The 17883-nt window shown below is 47.8% G+C and carries 20 protein-coding genes; 19 read left to right on the forward strand and 1 reads right to left on the reverse strand.

All coding sequences use genetic code 11. The annotated features are described in order from the left end of the window. Nucleotides 1-3 precede the first annotated feature (3 nt). The 12 genes from hisC (at nucleotide 4) to ACH32G_RS13495 (ending at nucleotide 11127) form a co-directional block, all read left to right on the forward strand. Nucleotides 4-1086: a histidinol-phosphate transaminase gene (gene hisC / locus ACH32G_RS13440; RefSeq protein WP_264818757.1), complete on the forward strand. Its 1083-nt coding sequence runs from the start codon at nucleotides 4-6 to the stop codon at nucleotides 1084-1086. A 51-nt stretch (nucleotides 1087-1137) separates the two neighbouring features. Further along, entirely contained in the window at nucleotides 1138-2253 is a 1116-nt protein-coding gene (locus tag ACH32G_RS13445; RefSeq protein WP_064779112.1) for a prephenate dehydrogenase, read from the forward strand. Between the two features lie 11 nt (nucleotides 2254-2264). After that, the gene (aroA, locus tag ACH32G_RS13450) at nucleotides 2265-3551 is read left to right on the forward strand and encodes a 3-phosphoshikimate 1-carboxyvinyltransferase (protein WP_016939090.1); all 1287 of its coding nucleotides are present in this window, start codon (nucleotides 2265-2267) and stop codon (nucleotides 3549-3551) included. Between the two features lie 315 nt (nucleotides 3552-3866). After that, nucleotides 3867-5138: a tetratricopeptide repeat protein gene (locus ACH32G_RS13455; RefSeq protein ID WP_045927200.1), complete on the forward strand. Its 1272-nt coding sequence runs from the start codon at nucleotides 3867-3869 to the stop codon at nucleotides 5136-5138. 73 nt (nucleotides 5139-5211) lie between these two features. Next, nucleotides 5212-5751: a ReoY family proteolytic degradation factor gene (locus tag ACH32G_RS13460; protein WP_045927201.1), complete on the forward strand. Its 540-nt coding sequence runs from the start codon at nucleotides 5212-5214 to the stop codon at nucleotides 5749-5751. 54 nt (nucleotides 5752-5805) lie between these two features. Then, nucleotides 5806-6252, forward strand: a complete 447-nt coding sequence (locus ACH32G_RS13465) for a YpiF family protein (protein WP_045927202.1) — start codon at nucleotides 5806-5808, stop codon at nucleotides 6250-6252. 138 nt (nucleotides 6253-6390) lie between these two features. Further along, nucleotides 6391-6894, forward strand: coding sequence for a ubiquinol-cytochrome c reductase iron-sulfur subunit (locus tag ACH32G_RS13470; protein WP_003153484.1), 504 nt, complete (start codon nucleotides 6391-6393; stop codon nucleotides 6892-6894). Nucleotide 6895: 1 nt separating this feature from the next. Then, nucleotides 6896-7570, forward strand: coding sequence for a menaquinol-cytochrome c reductase cytochrome b subunit (gene qcrB / locus ACH32G_RS13475; RefSeq protein ID WP_003153485.1), 675 nt, complete (start codon nucleotides 6896-6898; stop codon nucleotides 7568-7570). Nucleotides 7571-7601: 31 nt separating this feature from the next. Further along, the gene (locus ACH32G_RS13480) at nucleotides 7602-8369 is read left to right on the forward strand and encodes a menaquinol-cytochrome c reductase cytochrome b/c subunit (RefSeq protein ID WP_045927203.1); all 768 of its coding nucleotides are present in this window, start codon (nucleotides 7602-7604) and stop codon (nucleotides 8367-8369) included. A 144-nt stretch (nucleotides 8370-8513) separates the two neighbouring features. Continuing rightward, on the forward strand, nucleotides 8514-9071 hold the full coding sequence (locus ACH32G_RS13485; protein ID WP_095241770.1) for a DUF1405 domain-containing protein: 558 nt from the start codon (nucleotides 8514-8516) through the stop codon (nucleotides 9069-9071). A gap of 67 nt (nucleotides 9072-9138) precedes the next feature. Beyond that, nucleotides 9139-9921, forward strand: coding sequence for a sporulation protein YpjB (ypjB, locus tag ACH32G_RS13490; RefSeq protein WP_016939084.1), 783 nt, complete (start codon nucleotides 9139-9141; stop codon nucleotides 9919-9921). 30 nt (nucleotides 9922-9951) lie between these two features. After that, nucleotides 9952-11127 (forward strand): oxalate decarboxylase family bicupin, encoded by a 1176-nt coding sequence (locus ACH32G_RS13495; protein ID WP_016939083.1) that lies wholly within the window; start codon nucleotides 9952-9954, stop codon nucleotides 11125-11127. Nucleotides 11128-11150: 23 nt separating this feature from the next. Here the strand turns inward: ACH32G_RS13495 and ACH32G_RS13500 are convergent, their stop codons facing one another. Further along, complete coding sequence (locus ACH32G_RS13500; RefSeq protein WP_016939082.1) at nucleotides 11151-12023, reverse strand: YitT family protein; 873 nt, start codon at nucleotides 12021-12023, stop codon at nucleotides 11151-11153. A 142-nt stretch (nucleotides 12024-12165) separates the two neighbouring features. Here ACH32G_RS13500 and ACH32G_RS13505 point away from each other — a divergent pair, with 142 nt between their 5' ends. The 7 genes from ACH32G_RS13505 to ACH32G_RS13535 are packed head-to-tail and all read left to right on the forward strand — an operon-like array spanning nucleotide 12166 to nucleotide 17743. Further along, the gene (locus ACH32G_RS13505) at nucleotides 12166-12501 is read left to right on the forward strand and encodes a nucleotide pyrophosphohydrolase (protein WP_003153495.1); all 336 of its coding nucleotides are present in this window, start codon (nucleotides 12166-12168) and stop codon (nucleotides 12499-12501) included. Between the two features lie 8 nt (nucleotides 12502-12509). Next, nucleotides 12510-13313 (forward strand): 4-hydroxy-tetrahydrodipicolinate reductase, encoded by an 804-nt coding sequence (dapB, locus tag ACH32G_RS13510; protein WP_047475732.1) that lies wholly within the window; start codon nucleotides 12510-12512, stop codon nucleotides 13311-13313. A 23-nt stretch (nucleotides 13314-13336) separates the two neighbouring features. Then, entirely contained in the window at nucleotides 13337-13750 is a 414-nt protein-coding gene (gene mgsA, locus ACH32G_RS13515; RefSeq protein ID WP_326352019.1) for a methylglyoxal synthase, read from the forward strand. Then, nucleotides 13743-14456: a bacillithiol biosynthesis deacetylase BshB1 gene (gene bshB1, locus ACH32G_RS13520; protein WP_448814439.1), complete on the forward strand. Its 714-nt coding sequence runs from the start codon at nucleotides 13743-13745 to the stop codon at nucleotides 14454-14456. The genes mgsA and bshB1 overlap by 8 nt, the downstream gene beginning before the upstream one ends. Further along, nucleotides 14453-15586: an N-acetyl-alpha-D-glucosaminyl L-malate synthase BshA gene (gene bshA / locus ACH32G_RS13525; RefSeq protein WP_045927208.1), complete on the forward strand. Its 1134-nt coding sequence runs from the start codon at nucleotides 14453-14455 to the stop codon at nucleotides 15584-15586. Before bshB1 ends, bshA begins: the two co-directional genes overlap by 4 nt. Nucleotides 15587-15590: 4 nt before the next feature. Next, nucleotides 15591-16781, forward strand: a complete 1191-nt coding sequence (locus tag ACH32G_RS13530) for a CCA tRNA nucleotidyltransferase (protein ID WP_448814440.1) — start codon at nucleotides 15591-15593, stop codon at nucleotides 16779-16781. Next, nucleotides 16766-17743, forward strand: a complete 978-nt coding sequence (locus ACH32G_RS13535; protein WP_448814441.1) for a biotin--[acetyl-CoA-carboxylase] ligase — start codon at nucleotides 16766-16768, stop codon at nucleotides 17741-17743. The genes ACH32G_RS13530 and ACH32G_RS13535 overlap by 16 nt, the downstream gene beginning before the upstream one ends. Nucleotides 17744-17883 lie beyond the last annotated feature (140 nt).

Here is a 17883-nt window from a genome sequence, read left to right on the forward strand (position 1 = left end):
GATTTGCAGATTAAAGAACAGCTGCGGCAGCTGAAACCGTATCAGCCGGGCAAACCAATAGAAGAAGTGAAAATGGAATACGGGCTTGAGAAAGTAGTGAAGCTCGCTTCTAACGAAAATCCGTTCGGCTGTTCACAGGCCGCTAAAGATGCGCTGCATCAGGAGATTGAGCAGCTCGCGCTGTATCCCGACGGTTACAGTGCCGCTTTGAGAACGCGGCTAAGTGAGCATCTGCAGGTCAGTGAATCTTCGATCATTTTCGGCAACGGCTCAGATGAGCTTGTGCAGATTATCTGCCGTTCTTTATTAAATGATCAGACAAACACGATTACCGCCGCTCCGACTTTTCCGCAATACAGACACAATGCGGTGATTGAGGGCGCTGAAGTGCGTGAAGTGCCGCTCCGCAGCGACGGTGCTCATGATTTGGATCGGATGCTGGAAGCAATTGACGGCAAGACGAAAGTCATATGGGTGTGCAATCCGAATAATCCGACGGGGACGTATACTTCCGAACGGGAATTAATTTCCTTTTTAGACAGAGTTCCTGAGGAAATCCTCGTTGTACTTGATGAAGCGTACTATGAGTATGTCACCGCCGAAGATTACCCTGAAAGCATTCCGCTTTTAAAGCAATATCCGAATGTCATGATCCTCCGCACATTTTCTAAAGCGTACGGACTTGCCGCGCTGCGCGTCGGATACGGCATTGCGGACGAAGCGCTGATCCGCCAGATTGAGCCGGCGAGAGAGCCGTTCAATACGAGCAGAATCGGTCAGGCTTCGGCACTGGCTGCGCTTGATGACCAGGCATTTATTAAGGAATGTGTCGAAAAAAATAAAGCCGGTCTTAAGCAGTATTATGATTTTGCCGAAACCCACGGTTTAACATGTTATCCTTCACAAACCAACTTTGTGCTCATTGATTTTAACCGCCCGGCGGATGAACTGTTCCAGGCCCTGCTGGAAAAAGGATATATCGTCCGCTCGGGACAGGCGCTCGGATTTCCGACAGCGTTAAGGATTACGGTCGGTACGAAAGAGCAGAATGAGGAAATTCTGACAATTTTAGCTGAAATATTATAAGAGGTGATCAAGCATCACCTCTTTGCTCTATTAAACTAGATGAAAAAGGAAATGAGTGAAATGAAGGATACTATATTGCTTGCGGGAATCGGGCTGATCGGCGGATCGATCGCATTGGCTATCAAAAAGGAGCATCCGCATAAACGGATTATCGGTGTGGATATTTCGGAAGAACAGCTCACTGCCGCGCTGAAGCTCGGGATTATTGACGAGCGGGCCGGCTCATTTACGGAAGGGGCGCAGCAAGCATCAGTTATCATTATCGCCACGCCCGTTGCTCAAACGCTGAAAATGCTTGATATGCTGGCCGCCTCGGGCATCACCCATGAACTCTTGATTACGGATGTGGGCAGCACAAAACAAAAAGTCGTCAGCTACGCCGACAAAGTGCTTCCGGCTCACTATCAATTTGTCGGCGGCCACCCGATGGCGGGGTCTCATAAATCAGGGGCAGCTGCCGCAAAAGAATTTTTATTCGAAAACGCGTTTTACATTTTAACACCGGGAAAATCAACTTCTAAACAGTCAGTAACGCATCTGAAGGAGCTTCTGAAAGCGGCAAATGCCCACTTTGTGGAGATGACGCCTGAGGAGCATGACGGCGTGACAAGCGTCATCAGCCATTTCCCTCATATCGTTGCTGCCAGTCTCGTACATCAGGCTCACCGTTCTGAAGAAGATTACCCGCTTTTGAAGCGTTTCGCGGCCGGCGGTTTCCGGGATATTACAAGAATAGCCTCCAGCAGTCCGGCGATGTGGAGAGACATTCTCCTTCACAACAAAGATAAGCTGCTTGACCGCTTCAAAGAGTGGAAACGGGAGATTGACACGATCGAATCTTACGTAGAAAATGAAGATGCGGACAACCTGTTCGGTTACTTTAAAAAAGCGAAGGATTACCGCGACGGCCTGCCGATCCGTCAAAAAGGGGCGATCCCGTCCTTTTATGACCTTTATGTCGATGTTCCCGATCATCCGGGGGTCATTTCGGAGGTTACGGCGATATTGGCTGATGAACAAATCAGCATCACCAACATCCGCATTATCGAAACGAGAGAAGATATTAACGGAATTCTGAGAATCAGTTTCCAGACGGATGAGGACCGCAAGCGGGCGGAAATCTGCATTCAATCCCGCGCCAAATATGACACATTTTACGCTGACTGAGGTGGAAAACATTGAAAAGAGAAAAAGTGACATCTTTAAACGGTGAAATTCATATTCCGGGGGATAAATCTATCTCCCACCGTTCTGTTATGTTCGGAGCGCTTGCAGAAGGAACGACAACGGTAAAAAACTTTTTGCCGGGAGCCGATTGCCTGAGCACGATTGCCTGCTTCAGAAAAATGGGTGTCTCCATTGAACAGAACGGAAGTGATGTAACGATACACGGGAACGGCATTGACGCACTTTATGAGCCTGACAGCCTTCTTGATGTCGGAAATTCCGGCACGACCATCCGCCTGATGCTCGGCATTTTAGCCGGACGCCCATTTCACAGTACGGTAGCGGGCGATGAAAGTATTGCAAAGCGCCCGATGAAGAGGGTGACGGAGCCTTTAAAACAGATGGGTGCCGTGATTGACGGAAGAGCGGACGGAGAATTTACGCCGTTATCTGTAAGAGGCGGACAATTAAAAGGCATCGATTATGTGTCTCCCGTTGCAAGCGCGCAGATCAAATCTGCCGTGCTGCTTGCCGGATTACAGGCAGAAGGAACGACGACCGTTACCGAGCCTCATAAATCAAGAGATCATACAGAACGGATGCTGAACGCATTTGGCGCTGAGCTTGCGGAAACAGAGACGAGCGCTTCCGTAACTGGCGGTCAGCGGCTTCGGGCGGCTGATATTTTCGTACCTGGGGATATCTCTTCAGCGGCCTTTTTCCTCGCGGCCGGGGCTGCCGTTCCCGGAAGCCGGATTGTGCTGAAAAATGTCGGCCTGAACCCGACGCGCACAGGGATTATTGATGTCTTAAAGCAGATGGGGGCTTCACTCGAAGTCATTCCATCAGAAGCGGACAGCGCGGAGCCGTACGGAGATCTTGTTATCGAAACGTCAGCTCTGAAAGCAGCAGAAATCGGCGGAGAAATCATTCCCCGTTTAATTGACGAGATACCGATTATCGCCCTTTTGGCAACGCAGGCTGAAGGCACAACGGTCATTAAAGACGCGGCGGAGCTGAAAGTGAAGGAAACGAACCGGATAGACACCGTCGTATCAGAGCTCCGGAAAATCGGCGCAGACATTGAAGCGACTGAAGACGGCATGAAAATCCGCGGCAAAAAGACACTCGCGGGCGGCGTCAGTGTATCAAGCCACGGCGACCACCGCATCGGCATGATGCTCGGTATCGCCTCATGTCTGACGGAAGAGCCGATTGACATTCGTGATACAGATGCGATCCACGTCTCCTATCCGACATTCTTTGAGCATTTAGATCAATTAGCCAAAAAAGCCTGAAGACGATTCTTCGGGCTTTTTTCTTCGTGTGTCATAAAGTCTTGAGCTTTGACATAGCTTGTCTTAAACAGGAAAAATAACAGGAAGGGGGGATGCGTTTCGTTACAGAAACAGCGGGATCAAACCGCGCTGTTTGCGTATAAAGATGGCGTCCCCTTTTTTGCCGTTTTCCTCTTCGCCATTTTTTGATAAACTATAATGCCGGGTGAAGCATCTTATTTGCGGGCAGACCCTGTCTGAATTATGATAAGAATAACCCGAATAAACCCTTTTCATTGGTTGATGAGGTATAGGAAAAGAAAGGACCGGTCTGATTTGAATACATTGATTCAAGATGCCATAAAATTAGTTGAAGCAGGTGAAACCGAAAAGGGACTCGAAGCGCTTTCAAAAGCTGAAACGCAGCTTCATGACGAAGACAAAGCCATTGCAGCCCAGCTCTACTATGAATGGGGAAACGCAGAGAAAGCGTTAACGCTGATCAGTGATCTGCATGACCTTTATCCGGATGAGTCTGAGCTGACGAATTTTTACGCCGAATTGTTAATAGATATTGATGAAGAAGAAAAAGCTCTTGAGGTGCTGGAGACGATATCACCAGAAGACCCGTCTTACGCGGAAAGCCTTCTTTTGATGGCTGATCTGTATCAGATGCAGGGCTTATTTGAAGTAAGTGAGCAAAAGCTGTTACAGGCGAAAGCAATGTTAAAAGATGAACCTGTTATTGATTTTGCTCTGGGAGAATTGTACTTTACCCAAGGGTCATACGCAAAAGCCGTTCCCTATTACGAAGAGACGGCAAAAGAGCGGAACGAAATCGGCGGTGTAAATGTTCATCAAAGGCTGGCCGAGTCATTGAGCGCGGCGGGTGAATTTGAAGAAGCGATTTCATGGTATGAAAAAGCGGCAGCAGAACATACAGAACCGAATACGATTTTCGGGTACGGCTTCACAGCCTATCAGGCGGGAATGGTCAAAACCGCCATTAAGCAGCTTTCTGATTTAAAAGGGCTTGATCCTTCTTATTCATCGCTTTATATGCCGCTTGCAAAAAGCTACGAGGCAGAGGGCATGTATGAAGATGCATTAAAAACCGCTAAAGAAGGTATTACTTACGATGAATACAATAAAGAGCTTTTTCTCTATGCGGCGAAAATGGCGTTAAAGCTCGGGAACGAAGACGAAGGCAAAAAGCTTCTTCAGGAAGCGCTGGCGCTCGATCCAGGTTATGTGGAAGCGCTCCATACGCTTTTAGCCGTCTATCATAAAGAAGAAAGCTATGAAGAGATTATTGATCTGATTCAGGAAGTCCGCGGCTACGGCGAAGAAGATCCGAAATACAATTGGTATTTGGCGGGCGCCTATACGGGTCTGGAGCAATATGACGAAGCGAAAAAAAGCTTCGAAGCTGCGTACCTCCATTACCGGGAGGATCGGGATTTCTTATATGAATACGCTCACTTCTTATTGGAAGAGGGTCTCCAGAAAGAAGCGCTGCCGCTTTTAAAACAAGTGCTTTCAATGGATGGAACAAACGAAGAGCTTGAAGAAACAATCTTACGGATAGAGGACGAATTTTTGAAATAAGCAGGATTTTGAACCATGCTTGCTGAATGTATAAGTGATGTCAGATTATACGATCGATAGAGGAGGGAATTACATGCAGACCCCTGTTTCTGTCAATGAAAAAAAGGATTTTATCCGTTGGTTTTTAAATCATTATCAGCTTAAACGCCGGGAGTGCGTCTGGATTTTAAATTATTTAATGAGTCATGATACATTAATGGAGAAGGTCCATTTTGTAGAACAAGCTGAATTTTGCCCGAGAGGCATTATCATGTCTACGCATTGCGTTGATGAGGTGCCGTTTAGGTTTTACAAAGAAAATGTCATGACCACGGACGCAGAAAAATCTTTTCACGACATCCGGCTGAATAAGCAGCAGGATTTATTTATCCAGCTGAATTTCCGTTCGGCTTACAGCTCGCCTGAATATGCTGCTGTTCTTGAATTAAATCCGCATCTGCCGAAAGACCTGTTTGAAAATAAACAGGATCAGGGGATGGCCGAAAAAATATTAGAACATGCCATATCCACTTTCCAGCGGGAAAAGCTGCTTAAAGATATCGACGAGGCGCTGGACCGCCACGACAAAGAAACATTTGAAAAGCTTTCCCGCCAATTGAATCAGCTCACATAAATGACAGCCTTGCAGAATATGCAAGGCTTGTTGCGTAAGGAGGAGGAACCAGACATGAGATGGAGGGCCGCTGATGCCGATGTCTATTTGCAATCTGCGGATTACATTGATACCGCTGTCATTCCGCTAATTTCCATAACATCTGCAGGAGGCTTAAAAGAGGCCGTTGAACGGGGGGAGAGCACCCAATTGCTTTCTGAAGAGCTTGAGCGCCAGTTGAAGGGACGGGTATATTTATTCCCCTCTTATACATATGTTGATATAGATCAATCACAGATCGCCCTGCTGCAAAAATTCAAAGAAGAGGTGATGACCAGCTTCCGGCATGCCTTGTTTCTGACGGCAGACGAAAAATGGAAGGACTCTGAAATAGGATCTGATGTCATCTACATACCTGCAGTCCCGTTTGAACATATGAAAGACTCTTTAAAGAGAAAAATAGCGGATGATAAGTGCGGGGAAATTTTGAACGTTTTGTTACAGAAGTGGAACAATTCCTAAAAACTCCAGACATCCCGCAAAACAGCCATTTTGCCTCTGTTGACCTTGCTGAAAGATTCATATATTATGAGGGTGTCAAATCTCAGAATTATTTTCTATTTTAGTTAATTTTTGGTCAATCTTTTAGGGGGGGAAGAGATGGGCGGAAAACAAGATATATCAAGAAGGCAATTTTTAAACTATGCGCTCACCGGCGTGGGGGGATTTATGGCCGCCAGTGCGCTTATGCCTATGGTCCGTTTTGCGCTGGACCCGGTATTAAAACCGACCGGAGATCAAAAAATGGTGCAGGTTGTCAGCGTCGATGAACTGACGAAGGAGCCGAAACGGTTTGACTTTAAAATTCATCAGGTCGACGCCTGGTACGAATCGGAAGAATCCAGGTCAGCCTGGGTCTACAAGCATGGCGATGAAATTATAGCGCTTTCGCCGATCTGCAAGCATTTAGGCTGCACCGTAAACTGGAACAATGATCCTAAAAATCCGAACAAATTCTTTTGTCCCTGCCATTACGGGCTGTATGAAAAAGACGGCACGAACGTTCCGGGCACGCCGCCGCTCGCGCCTCTTGACCGTTATGAGCAAAAAGTAAAGGACGGCTTTTTGTATCTTGGAAAAGCAAAGCCTAGGGGGGAAGGGTGACATGCTGAACAAAATTTATGACTGGGTGGACGAACGTCTCGATATTACGCCGATGTGGCGGGATATCGCCGACCATGAAGTGCCGGAACATGTGAATCCAGCTCACCATTTCTCGGCTTTTGTCTATTGTTTCGGCGGATTGACGTTTTTTGTAACCGTTATCCAAGTGCTGTCCGGGATGTTTTTAACGATGTATTATGTGCCGGATATTAAAAACGCGTGGGAATCTGTGTATTATTTGCAGAATGAAGTCGCTTTCGGACAGATTGTAAGGGGTATGCATCATTGGGGGGCAAGTTTAGTCATCGTGATGATGTTTTTACATACGCTGCGGGTTTTCTTTCAGGGAGCTTATAAAAAGCCTCGGGAATTGAACTGGATCGTCGGTGTTCTGATCTTTTTTGTGATGCTTGGTCTCGGTTTTACAGGGTATCTGCTTCCGTGGGACATGAAGGCGCTGTTTGCGACAAAGGTAGGTCTTCAGATTGCGGAGGCGACGCCGTTGATCGGAGCGCAGGTGAAAACCCTTCTTGCCGGCCACCACGATATTGTCGGCGCCCAAACGCTGACGAGATTCTTTGCGATTCACGTGTTTTTTCTCCCTGCCGCTTTGTTTGCGCTCATGGGCGCCCACTTTGTCATGATTCGCAAGCAGGGAATTTCAGGACCGCTTTAATACAGATATGATATAAAAGGGAGGGGATGACATGCACCGGGGGAAAGGAATGAAGTTTGTAGGAGATTCAAGGATTCCGGCTGAAAAAAAACCGAATATACCGAAAGACTATTCAGAGTATCCGGGAAAGACAGAGGCGTTCTGGCCGAACTTCCTGCTGAAGGAATGGATGGTCGGAGCCGTTTTCCTCGTCGGATTTCTCGTTTTGACGATTGTGCACGAGCCGCCTTTGGAACGGGTTGCGGACCCGACGGATACGGGATATATACCGCTGCCGGATTGGTATTTTCTATTTTTATACCAGCTTTTAAAATATGAATATGCCGCGGGGAGCTACACCGTTATCGGCGCGATGATTATACCGGGGCTTGCCTTCGGGTCGCTTCTTTTGGCTCCGTTTCTCGACAGGGGATCTGAAAGAAGGCCGTGGAAGCGTCCGGTTGCGGTCGGCATGATGCTTTTGGCGCTTTGCGCTACGGTCTTTTTAACGTGGCAGTCAGTCGCGACGCATGACTGGGCGAAGGCGGAGGAGCAAGGGAAAATCAAAAAAGAAGCCGCCATTGATACCGAATCAGACGGTTATAAAGTATTTAAAGAACAGGGCTGTATTTCCTGTCACGGGGATAATCTTCAAGGCGGAGGCGCCGGTCCGTCCCTGGTCGATAACGGGCTGAGCCCGGAAGAAATTAAAAAGATCGCCGTCAAAGGGAAAGGGCAGATGCCAGCCGGTATTTTTAAAGGGAATGATAAACAGCTTGATCAGCTGGCGAAGTTCATTTCTGAAACGACCTCAAAATAACGTATTGTGAAGCGGACAATAGCAGGATATACTTTTATGAAAAGAGCTGACCGGATGTCAGCTTTTTTTGCATGATACATATTTTTTAAGGACTGAGAGTTGATGGTATTGAGGTGGATTTCTTATCTTTTAGGACGGCGCGGCATGCTTCTGCTTGCTCTTGCCGTTAATTTTATCGGTACCGCGTACGGCTATTATTGGTATTTGCCGCAGCTTGCGGACACGCCGTTCCGTTTTCTGATATTTGTGCCTGACAGCCCGACGGCGACATTTTTCTTCCTGTTCGTGCTTTTGGCATTTCTTATGAGAAGAAACGCGCCGCTGTTTGAAGCGCTTGCGCTTGTAACCCTTGTAAAATACGGGCTGTGGGCGGTCGGAATGAATATCTTTGTGCTGATTAAAATGGGGCAGATGCCTTGGGAAGGGTACATGCTGATTGCTTCACATTTCGCCATGGCGGTTCAAGGTGTTTTATACAGCCCGTATTTTCGGTTCCGGTTATGGCATCTTGCCGTTGCCGCTGTTTGGACGCTTCATAATGACGTCATTGATTATCTTTTCGGCATGATGCCTCGCTATTCAATGCTTAGTGCTTATATGCAAGAGATCGGCTATGCCACATTCTGGCTGAGCCTGTTTTCACTCGGTCTTGCATACGTTTTGGTGATTTCCAAAAGGCGGATAAAGCTTGACTTACACTGATAGAATCTTGGTCTAACCTTGTCCCGCTCTTCATATTCTGTAAAGAGAAGGAGTGGGAGGGACCTCTATGAAACGAAAGCTGACAATCTGTCTTTTGCTTGCTCTTATGTGTTTCATCACAACTGCTAAAGCTGAAGGTGAGGGCGGTCTCAAGGAACTGAACGACCTTTCGGATACCGTTTTCCAGATGACGAGGCATTCGCAGTATGATGAGGCCCTGCAAGTGCTTGGCTACTTTAAGAAAAAAATGACACACGTAAACTCACTGACCGGCGCCGAAGTCAGGCAGGTGACTCTGGGCTGTAATGATTTAGAGCGCGCCTTGAAACAGGCGGATGCCTCAGATTCCGAAAAAATTCGCGCAGCCGCTCAGTTCAGGCTTGTAATGGATGCGATGGAAGACCACTCCGATCCGCTGTGGGGTTCGCTTGAAAGACCGATTATGGCGACATTCAGCGCCTTAAAAGAAGATGTCAGCGGGAACGGAAGTGAGAATTTCAATGAAAAGTGGAATGAATTTATATCATTATATGATTTAATTTATCCCAGCCTGACAATGGATGTGTCGGCCGGCCAGCTTGATACGGTGGCGAAACATATCGAGGTGATTGAGCAGGAAGGGTTTCAGCAGATGACAAAAGGAACAAAGCTTGAGCGTCTGACGCTTCTGCAGCAGGATTTAAAACGTGTATTTGACAAGGTGGAGCGGGATGACGCTGATCCTTCGCTGCTCTGGGTCATTCTGACAACAGGCGGTATCATTATTACTGCGCTGACATATGTCGGCTACCGAAAATACAGAGCGGAAAAAAAGAAAGAGAAAAAGCGTGAATATCCTAAGTCTAAATAAACACAAATTGCTGTAAAGGAGCTAAAGCCAGTGAAAAAACTCATCCAGCAATTGGTTTCAAAACACCTCCCGCAGCCGATCAGAGGCAGAAAAGGGGCGACTGATGAAGGGCCGCGGAACCTCGCGCGTGACTTCCAGAATCCTGATATGCTCGTTCCGCCTTCAACGGATGCGGGAACGGTTCAAAACTTGAAATTCTCTTTTTCTGATACGCATATGAGGCTTGAAGACGGCGGATGGTCGAGAGAAGTGACGGTCAGGGAACTGCCGGTGTCCAAAAACATCGCGGCGGTGAACATGAGACTGAAACCGGGAGCTGTGCGGGAACTTCATTGGCATAAAGAAGCCGAATGGGGATACGTGATAAACGGAGAAGTCCGTTTAACCGCAGTCGACCAAAACGGGCGGAATTTTATTGACAACGTCAGCGAAGGGGATTTGTGGTATTTTCCTTCCGGCATCCCTCATTCCATTCAAGGGATGGAGCAGGGCAGTGAGTTTCTGCTTGTCTTTGATGACGGCTCTTTTTCAGAAAACAGCACCTTTTCTGTAACGGACTGGTTTGCCCACACCCCGCGCAGCGTGCTGGAGGCGAACTTCGGTGTTCCCGGATATGACTTGGCCTACATTCACAAGAAAGAGCGTTACATGTTCCAGCTGGAACCGCCTCCCCCGATTGAACAGGCAGCCGTTTCTTCCCCGGAAGGCACCGTTTTGGAGCCGTTCAGCTACAAGCTCTCCCGGCAGGAGCCTCTTGTTACCAGCGGGGGAAGAGTCAAGATCGTCGATTCAAAAACGTTTAAGGTGTCAAAAACGATTGCCGCCGCTCTTGTGGAAGTCGAACCCGGAGGCATGAGAGAATTACATTGGCATCCGAATACGGACGAGTGGCAGTATTATCTTTCAGGAGAAGCGAAAATGACGGTGTTTGCGGCGGAGGGAAGAGCACGGACATTTAACTATCAAGCGGGTGACGTAGGATATGTTCCTTTTGCGATGGGGCATTATGTCCAGAATATCGGTGACACCGTGCTTCGCTTTCTGGAAATTTTCAAAAGCGACCGTTTTGAAGACGTCTCCCTAAACCAATGGCTGGCACTAACGCCGCAGCGCTTCGTCGAACAGACGCTCAATGTCAGTCCGGCATTCGCCCGCCGATTGAAAAAGAAAAAATCACCGGTTGTCAAATGGAAACACGAACAGTAAAGGCGGCAAAAGCCGCCTTTTTATTATCGTCTGATCGGATTTTTATTTTCATCAAGCGTAAATCCTTCTCCGAGTACATCATGGACGTCGCTTACGGCAACAAAGGCGTGCGGGTCAACAGAAGTGATGACGCTTTTCAAAAGCACAATTTCGTTTTTCGGAACGACGCAGTAAAGAACGTCTCTGTCTTCTTTAGTGTATGATCCCTGTCCTTTTAAAACGGTGACGCCGCGGTCCATCTCATCTATAATCTTTTGCTGGATCAAATCGTTTTTCGAAGAAATAATCGTTGCCCCTTTTGCCGCATAGCCGCCTTCCTGTATAAAATCAATCAATCGCGCAGCGACAAAAACGGCTACAAGCGTGTACATCGCTTCCTTGTAAGAAAGATACGTAAACAAAGAAAGCAAAATGACGCAGGCATCAAAGGCAAACATCGTCCGGCCCATCGGGATTCCGAAAAACTTATTAATCAGCCTGGCGATGATATCGACCCCGCCCGTCGTGCCTCCGTATTTAAAAATAATGCCGAGACCCGCGCCGATAAATACACCCGCGAACAAGGCCGCCAGAGCTAAATCATGCGACAGCGGCATATGAATTTCGTAACGCTGAAAAATACTCAGAAAAACTGAGAGAGAGACGGTGCCGATCAGGGTATAGACAAACATCGTCCGGCCGAGCATGCGCCAGCCGATGAAAAAGATAGGAATGTTTAATACCAGGTTGGAAATAGAAGGGCTGATGTGGAATAACGCATATAAGAGCAGCGTAATGCCGGTAAATCCGCCTTCCGCCAAATTGTTCTGCATATTAAAGTGAACCAGTCCGAATGAAAAAACAGCGGCGCCGATTAAAATAAAGCAAATATTTTTGATTCTGATTTCTCCAAGCATTGCATCAAACCCCTTTTCCTTCCATTAGATTGCGTAAATATTATAGTGGATACAAAAGAAAACAGCAAACTGCCGTTTTTAACATTTGTCAAATGTACTTGAATTAGCTAACATGGAAGAGATGACAGGAGGTATTCGCACAGTGAGTGACAAAACGATGAAAGACTTACAAGCTGAGGTCGATGAATATATCGGCCAATTCAAAGAAGGCTATTTCAGCCCGCTTGCCATGATGGCCCGTCTCACCGAAGAACTGGGCGAACTTGCAAGAGAAGTCAACCATTACTATGGGGAAAAGCCGAAGAAAACGACGGAAAATGAGAAAAGCATGGAAGAGGAAATGGGCGACGTGCTGTTCGTCCTGATCTGCCTCGCCAACTCCCTTGATATTTCATTGGAGGAAGCTCATAACCGCGTGATGCATAAATTTAATACACGGGATAAAGACCGCTGGACGAGAAAAGAAGAAGGAAAGTAGGAGAAACCATGTCAAATGAAACCATTAAAGTCGTAATCGCCGGACCGAGAGGCAGAATGGGCCAAGAGGCCGTAAAACTTGCTGTCCGCACGCCACATTTTGAGCTTGTCGGCGCCATTGACCATACATACGATCAGCAAACATTGCGGGAAGTGATGTCAGCTGATTCAGATGCTCTTATTTATACGGATATCCACGCATGTTTCCAAGAAACAAAACCGGATGTGCTGATCGATTTAACAACGCCTGAAATCGGCAAAAAACATACGAAAGCCGCTCTTGAACACGGCGTCCGTCCTGTTGTGGGAACGACCGGATTTTCTGAAGCGGATTTAGAGGAGCTTCAAGCCTTGACTGAAGAAAAAGGAATCGGCGCCATCATCGCTCCGAACTTTGCATTAGGCGCGGTGCTGATGATGAAATTCTCACAAATGGCCGCCAACTATTTTGAAGATGTAGAAATCATTGAGCTTCATCATGATCAAAAACTGGACGCACCGAGCGGAACGGCGCTGAAAACAGCGGAAATGATTTCAAGCGTCCGTACAGAAAAGCAGCAGGGTCATCCTGATGAAAAAGAAATCTTGCCGGGCGCCCGCGGTGCTGAATTAAACGGCATCCGTCTTCACAGCGTGCGTCTGCCGGGCCTTATCGCCCATCAGGAAGTCATGTTCGGCATGGACGGCCAAACGCTGAAATTGCGTCATGATTCCTATAACCGGGCTTCCTTTATGTCAGGAGTGAAGCTGTCAGTAGAGCAAGTGATGAAAATCGACCAGCTTGTGTACGGTCTCGAAAATATTATCGACTGAATCGGCAAGGGGGAGAATATCAAATGAAAATCGCTTTGATTGCTCACGATAAAAAAAAGCAGGATATGGTTCAGTTTACGACCGCATATAAAGATATATTGAGCCGCCATGAGTTATACGCGACGGGCACGACAGGCTTGAAAATCCAGGAAGCGACCGGATTGTCCATTGAACGTTTTCAATCCGGCCCGCTCGGCGGAGATCAGCAAATCGGGGCATTAATTGCGGCAAATGCTCTTGATCTCGTCATTTTTCTGCGGGATCCGTTAACTGCGCAGCCTCACGAACCGGATGTATCGGCGCTGATCCGGCTGTGTGACGTATATGCGATCCCGCTGGCCACAAATATGGGAACAGCGGAGATTCTCGTCCGTACGCTGGACGGCGGGGCGTTTGATTTCCGCAATCTCGTGCGCGGAGGAGAGCCGAATGTCTGAACACGTTGATATTCTTGCGTTCGGCGCCCATAGCGATGATGTCGAGATCGGCATGGGCGGCGCAATCGCAAAATTTACGGGGCAAGGAAAAACCGCTGTGATATGCGATCTGACCGAGGCCGAGCTGTCATCTAACGGAACGGTAAGTATAAGAAAAGAAGAAGCGGCGGAGGCCGCCCGAATTCTCGGCGTGAAAGAGAGAATCCAGCTTACGCTTCCTGACCGCGGGCTTTTGAAAAGTGAGGACAGCATCCGCCGGATTGTCAGTGTCATCAGAGCATGCCGGCCGAAAGCCGTTTTCATGCCTTATCCGAAAGACCGCCATCCAGATCACGGCAATGCGGCGGCATTAGTCGAAGAGGCGGTATTCTCAGCGGGAATTCATAAATATAAAGATCACCGGGAACTGCCGGCTCACAAGGCTCAAAAAGTTTACTATTATATGATTAACGGATTTCACCGTCCGGACTTTGTAATCGACATAACGGAAACCATCGATCTGAAAAAAGAAAGCCTGCACGCCTATCAAAGTCAGTTTATTCCTACGGCGCAGTCAGTGAACACACCGCTGACAAACGGTTATATCGAAATGGTGGAAGCGCGGGAAAGACTGTATGGCAAAGAAGCCGGGACGGGGTATGCCGAAGGTTTCTTTTCAAAACAGCTTCCCGTTTTGAATGATGATGTTTTTGGGGGCGGACAATGAGACCATTAAAAATAGGGATTACATGCTACCCGAGTGTCGGAGGCTCGGGTATTATTGCGACGGAACTCGGCAAGCTGCTTGCGGAAAAGGGGCACCAGGTTCATTTCATCACATCAAGCATCCCGTTCAGATTAAATACATATCATCCGAATATTCATTTTCATGAGGTGGAGGTCAACCAATACGCGGTATTTAAACATCCGCCTTACGACCTTTCACTGGCGAGCAAAATCGCTGAGGTTGCCGCAAGGGAAAATCTTGATATCATCCACGCGCACTATGCGCTCCCGCATGCAGTATGCGCTTATCTCGCCAAACAGATGCTAAAGCGCGACATCGGCATTGTTACGACGCTTCACGGTACGGACATTACCGTTTTAGGGTATGATCCGTCATTAAAAGATTTAATCCGGTTTGCCATTGAAGCGTCCGACAGAGTGACCGCTGTATCAACCGCGCTTGCCGGGGAAACATATGATTTAATCAAGCCGGATAAAAAAATTGAGACCATTTACAACTTTATTGATGAACGTGTTTATCTTAAGAAAAATACAGAGAGTATAAAAGAGAAACACGGTATTTTGCCGGATGAGAAAGTCGTCATCCATGTTTCCAACTTCAGAAAGGTAAAACGCGTGAAGGATGTTATCCGTGTTTTCCGTAATATCGCAGCCAAAACAAAGGCGAAGCTTCTGCTTGTCGGCGACGGACCGGAAAAGTGCGTCGCTTGGCAGCTTGTCGAGAAATACGGCCTGCAGGACCAAGTGCTGCTCCTCGGAAACCAGGACAGGGTGGAAGAACTGTATTCCATCAGTGACCTTAAGCTCCTTCTTTCTGAAAAAGAAAGTTTCGGACTCGTGCTTCTGGAGGCGATGGCCTGCGGTGTGCCGTGCATCGGAACGAATATCGGCGGAATACCGGAAGTGATTAAAGATCAAGTAAGCGGTTTTCTGGTGGAAGTCGGCGATATTCAAGCGGCTTCTGAAAAAGCGCTTGCCGTTTTAGAAGACAAACAGCTCAGCAAACGTTTGACTGACCATGCGCTGAAAATGGTGGAAACCGCCTTTTCTTCGCAAAGAATCGTCAGTCAGTACGAACGGATTTATGACGAATTGGCAGGACCGGAGTGATCTTATGGAACAGGAATTTGTCAAAGCCCTCCCCATCCTTCACCATCTGATAAAGGCGGGCCACCAGGCCTACTTTGTCGGGGGGGCCGTCAGAGACAACTATATGAAACGAAAAATAGGTGATGTGGACATCGCAACAAGCGCTTCGCCCGATGAGGTGGAGCGTCTCTTTGAGCGGACCGTCGATGTCGGCAAAGAGCACGGCACCGTAATCGTCTTATGGGAAGATGAAACATATGAAGTCACCACCTTCCGCGCCGAATCAGAATATAAGGACTACCGGCGTCCTGAAGCCGTCCGGTTCATTACATCTTTAGCAGAAGACTTAAAGCGGAGAGACTTAACGATTAATGCAATGGCGATGTCTGCCGAAGGAGAATTGCTTGATTATTTCGGAGGCGTTCATGATATCGCGCAAAAGCTGATCCGTACGGTGGGGAACCCTGAAGACCGTTTTCGGGAAGACGCTCTGCGGATGATGAGAGCCGTCCGGTTTATGAGCCAGCTCGGCTTTCTGTTAGAGAAAGAAACAAAAGAGGCCGTCATAAAAGACAGGGAGCTTTTGGCGCACGTATCAGTAGAACGAAAGACCGTCGAGTTTGAAAAGCTGCTTGTTGGCGCATCTTCAAAAGAAGCGATTCAAACAATGGTGCAGACAGGTCTGATACAAGAGCTGCCCGGCCTTTCCGGTTATGAGAAGCAAATGCTTGAAGCGAGCGGATATCCGTTTTCCTCCTTAGATACGCGCGAAGAACGCTGGGCAGCGCTGTTATTATTTCTCGGTCTTTGTCCGAAAAGCGCCGAACCGTTTTTAAAACAATGGAAACTGCCGGGAAAAGTCATAAAAAAAGCGGTGCAGATCATAAGCGTTTATCCGGCGCAGCTTGAAGCCCAGGCGATGTACCGGGCTGGAGATGCGCTGTTTTCAGCCGTTAAAATCGAAATGCTGAAAAAGCATAAGACAGTTGATGAACAAAACCTGAAAGAGATTCGAAGCCTGTATGAGCAGCTGCCGATCAAAAGCCTTCGTGATCTCGACATTTCCGGCGCTGATCTGATGGAGCTCAGAAACCGCCGTGCGGGTAAATGGATTGCCGAAGAACTTAGCCGGATTGAAGAAGCGGTATTGGCAGGGAAGCTCTCCAACCGAAAACATGACATAAAGGAGTGGCTCGCATCATGGGATCAACATTAAGAACCCGATTAATTGATTTATTTTCTGAGGCGGGTGACGGCTTTATCTCCGGGCAGAAAATAAGTGACGTGCTCGGCTGTTCGAGAACCGCCGTTTGGAAACATATAGAAGAGCTCCGTAAAGAGGGCTATGAGGTTGAGGCGGTCAGACGAAAAGGGTACAGGCTCATCAAAAAACCGGGGAAACTCAGTGAATCTGAAATCCACTTCGGGCTGAAAACAGAGGTTATGGGCAAACAGCTGTATTACCGGGACGTCCTGCCGTCCACCCAAAAAACCGCCCATGAACTGGCCAATGACGGCTCGCAGGAAGGAACACTCGTAGTTGCCGATAAACAAACGGCAGGCAGAGGAAGAATGTCCAGAGTGTGGCATTCTCAGGAAGGAAACGGGATTTGGATGAGCCTCATCCTGAGACCGGAAATTCCTTTGCAAAAAACGCCGCAGCTCACCCTGTTATCTGCCGTTGCGGTCGTTCAGGCTATCGAATCCTTTACCGGTGTACAGCCCGCAATTAAGTGGCCGAATGATTTAATGATTCACGGTAAAAAGGCCGTCGGAATCTTAACTGAGCTGCAGGCGGAAGAAGACCGCGTCCGTTCGGTCATTCTCGGCATCGGAATCAACGTGAACCAGCGGGAAACCGATTTTCCCGGCGAGCTTCAGGACATTGCGACAAGCCTCAGCCTGGAAGCCGGCGAAAAAATTGACAGAGCGGGTCTGATACAAGAGATTCTGCTGACTTTTGAAAAACGCTATCAGGATTATCTGAAGCACGGCTTTACACCGATTAAGCTGTTATGGGAAAGCTACGCGGTCGGATTGGCGAGTGAGCTCAGTGCGAGAACGCTGCAAGGGACGTTTTACGGGAAATCGCTCGGCATTGATGAAGAGGGGGTCCTTCTTTTGGAAACGAAAGACGGAATAAAGAAGATCTACTCTGCCGATATTGAGCTCAATTAATCTTAGTTGGTACAAGCCTCGTGAATTTGGTATACTTCCTATGGGCAGTATCATAATGAACTGCACCTGATCAGCAGAACAGAGATTACGAAAAGTCTGCCTTGATCCAAAAAAGGACTGGGACAGAGGGATGACATTCG

Source organism: Bacillus sp. CIS52 (assembly GCF_053545315.1).

Bases quoted from the DNA above. Each gene is read 5' to 3' on its own strand.
- bshA (WP_045927208.1), top strand. From the start codon at position 14,453: ATGAGACCATTAAAAATAGGGATTACATGCTACCCGAGTGTCGGAGGC.
- ACH32G_RS13535 (WP_448814441.1), top strand. From the start codon at position 16,766: ATGGGATCAACATTAAGAACCCGATTAATTGATTTATTTTCTGAGGCG.
- ACH32G_RS13470 (WP_003153484.1), top strand. From the start codon at position 6,391: ATGGGCGGAAAACAAGATATATCAAGAAGGCAATTTTTAAACTATGCG.
- ACH32G_RS13445 (WP_064779112.1), top strand. From the start codon at position 1,138: ATGAGTGAAATGAAGGATACTATATTGCTTGCGGGAATCGGGCTGATC.
- ACH32G_RS13480 (WP_045927203.1), top strand. From the start codon at position 7,602: ATGCACCGGGGGAAAGGAATGAAGTTTGTAGGAGATTCAAGGATTCCG.
- dapB (WP_047475732.1), top strand. From the start codon at position 12,510: ATGTCAAATGAAACCATTAAAGTCGTAATCGCCGGACCGAGAGGCAGA.
- ACH32G_RS13465 (WP_045927202.1), top strand. From the start codon at position 5,806: ATGAGATGGAGGGCCGCTGATGCCGATGTCTATTTGCAATCTGCGGAT.
- mgsA (WP_326352019.1), top strand. From the start codon at position 13,337: ATGAAAATCGCTTTGATTGCTCACGATAAAAAAAAGCAGGATATGGTT.
- qcrB (WP_003153485.1), top strand. From the start codon at position 6,896: ATGCTGAACAAAATTTATGACTGGGTGGACGAACGTCTCGATATTACG.
- ACH32G_RS13485 (WP_095241770.1), top strand. From the start codon at position 8,514: ATGCTTCTGCTTGCTCTTGCCGTTAATTTTATCGGTACCGCGTACGGC.
- bshB1 (WP_448814439.1), top strand. From the start codon at position 13,743: ATGTCTGAACACGTTGATATTCTTGCGTTCGGCGCCCATAGCGATGAT.
- ACH32G_RS13530 (WP_448814440.1), top strand. From the start codon at position 15,591: ATGGAACAGGAATTTGTCAAAGCCCTCCCCATCCTTCACCATCTGATA.
- ACH32G_RS13500 (WP_016939082.1), bottom strand. From the start codon at position 12,023: ATGCTTGGAGAAATCAGAATCAAAAATATTTGCTTTATTTTAATCGGC.
- ACH32G_RS13460 (WP_045927201.1), top strand. From the start codon at position 5,212: ATGCAGACCCCTGTTTCTGTCAATGAAAAAAAGGATTTTATCCGTTGG.
- ypjB (WP_016939084.1), top strand. From the start codon at position 9,139: ATGAAACGAAAGCTGACAATCTGTCTTTTGCTTGCTCTTATGTGTTTC.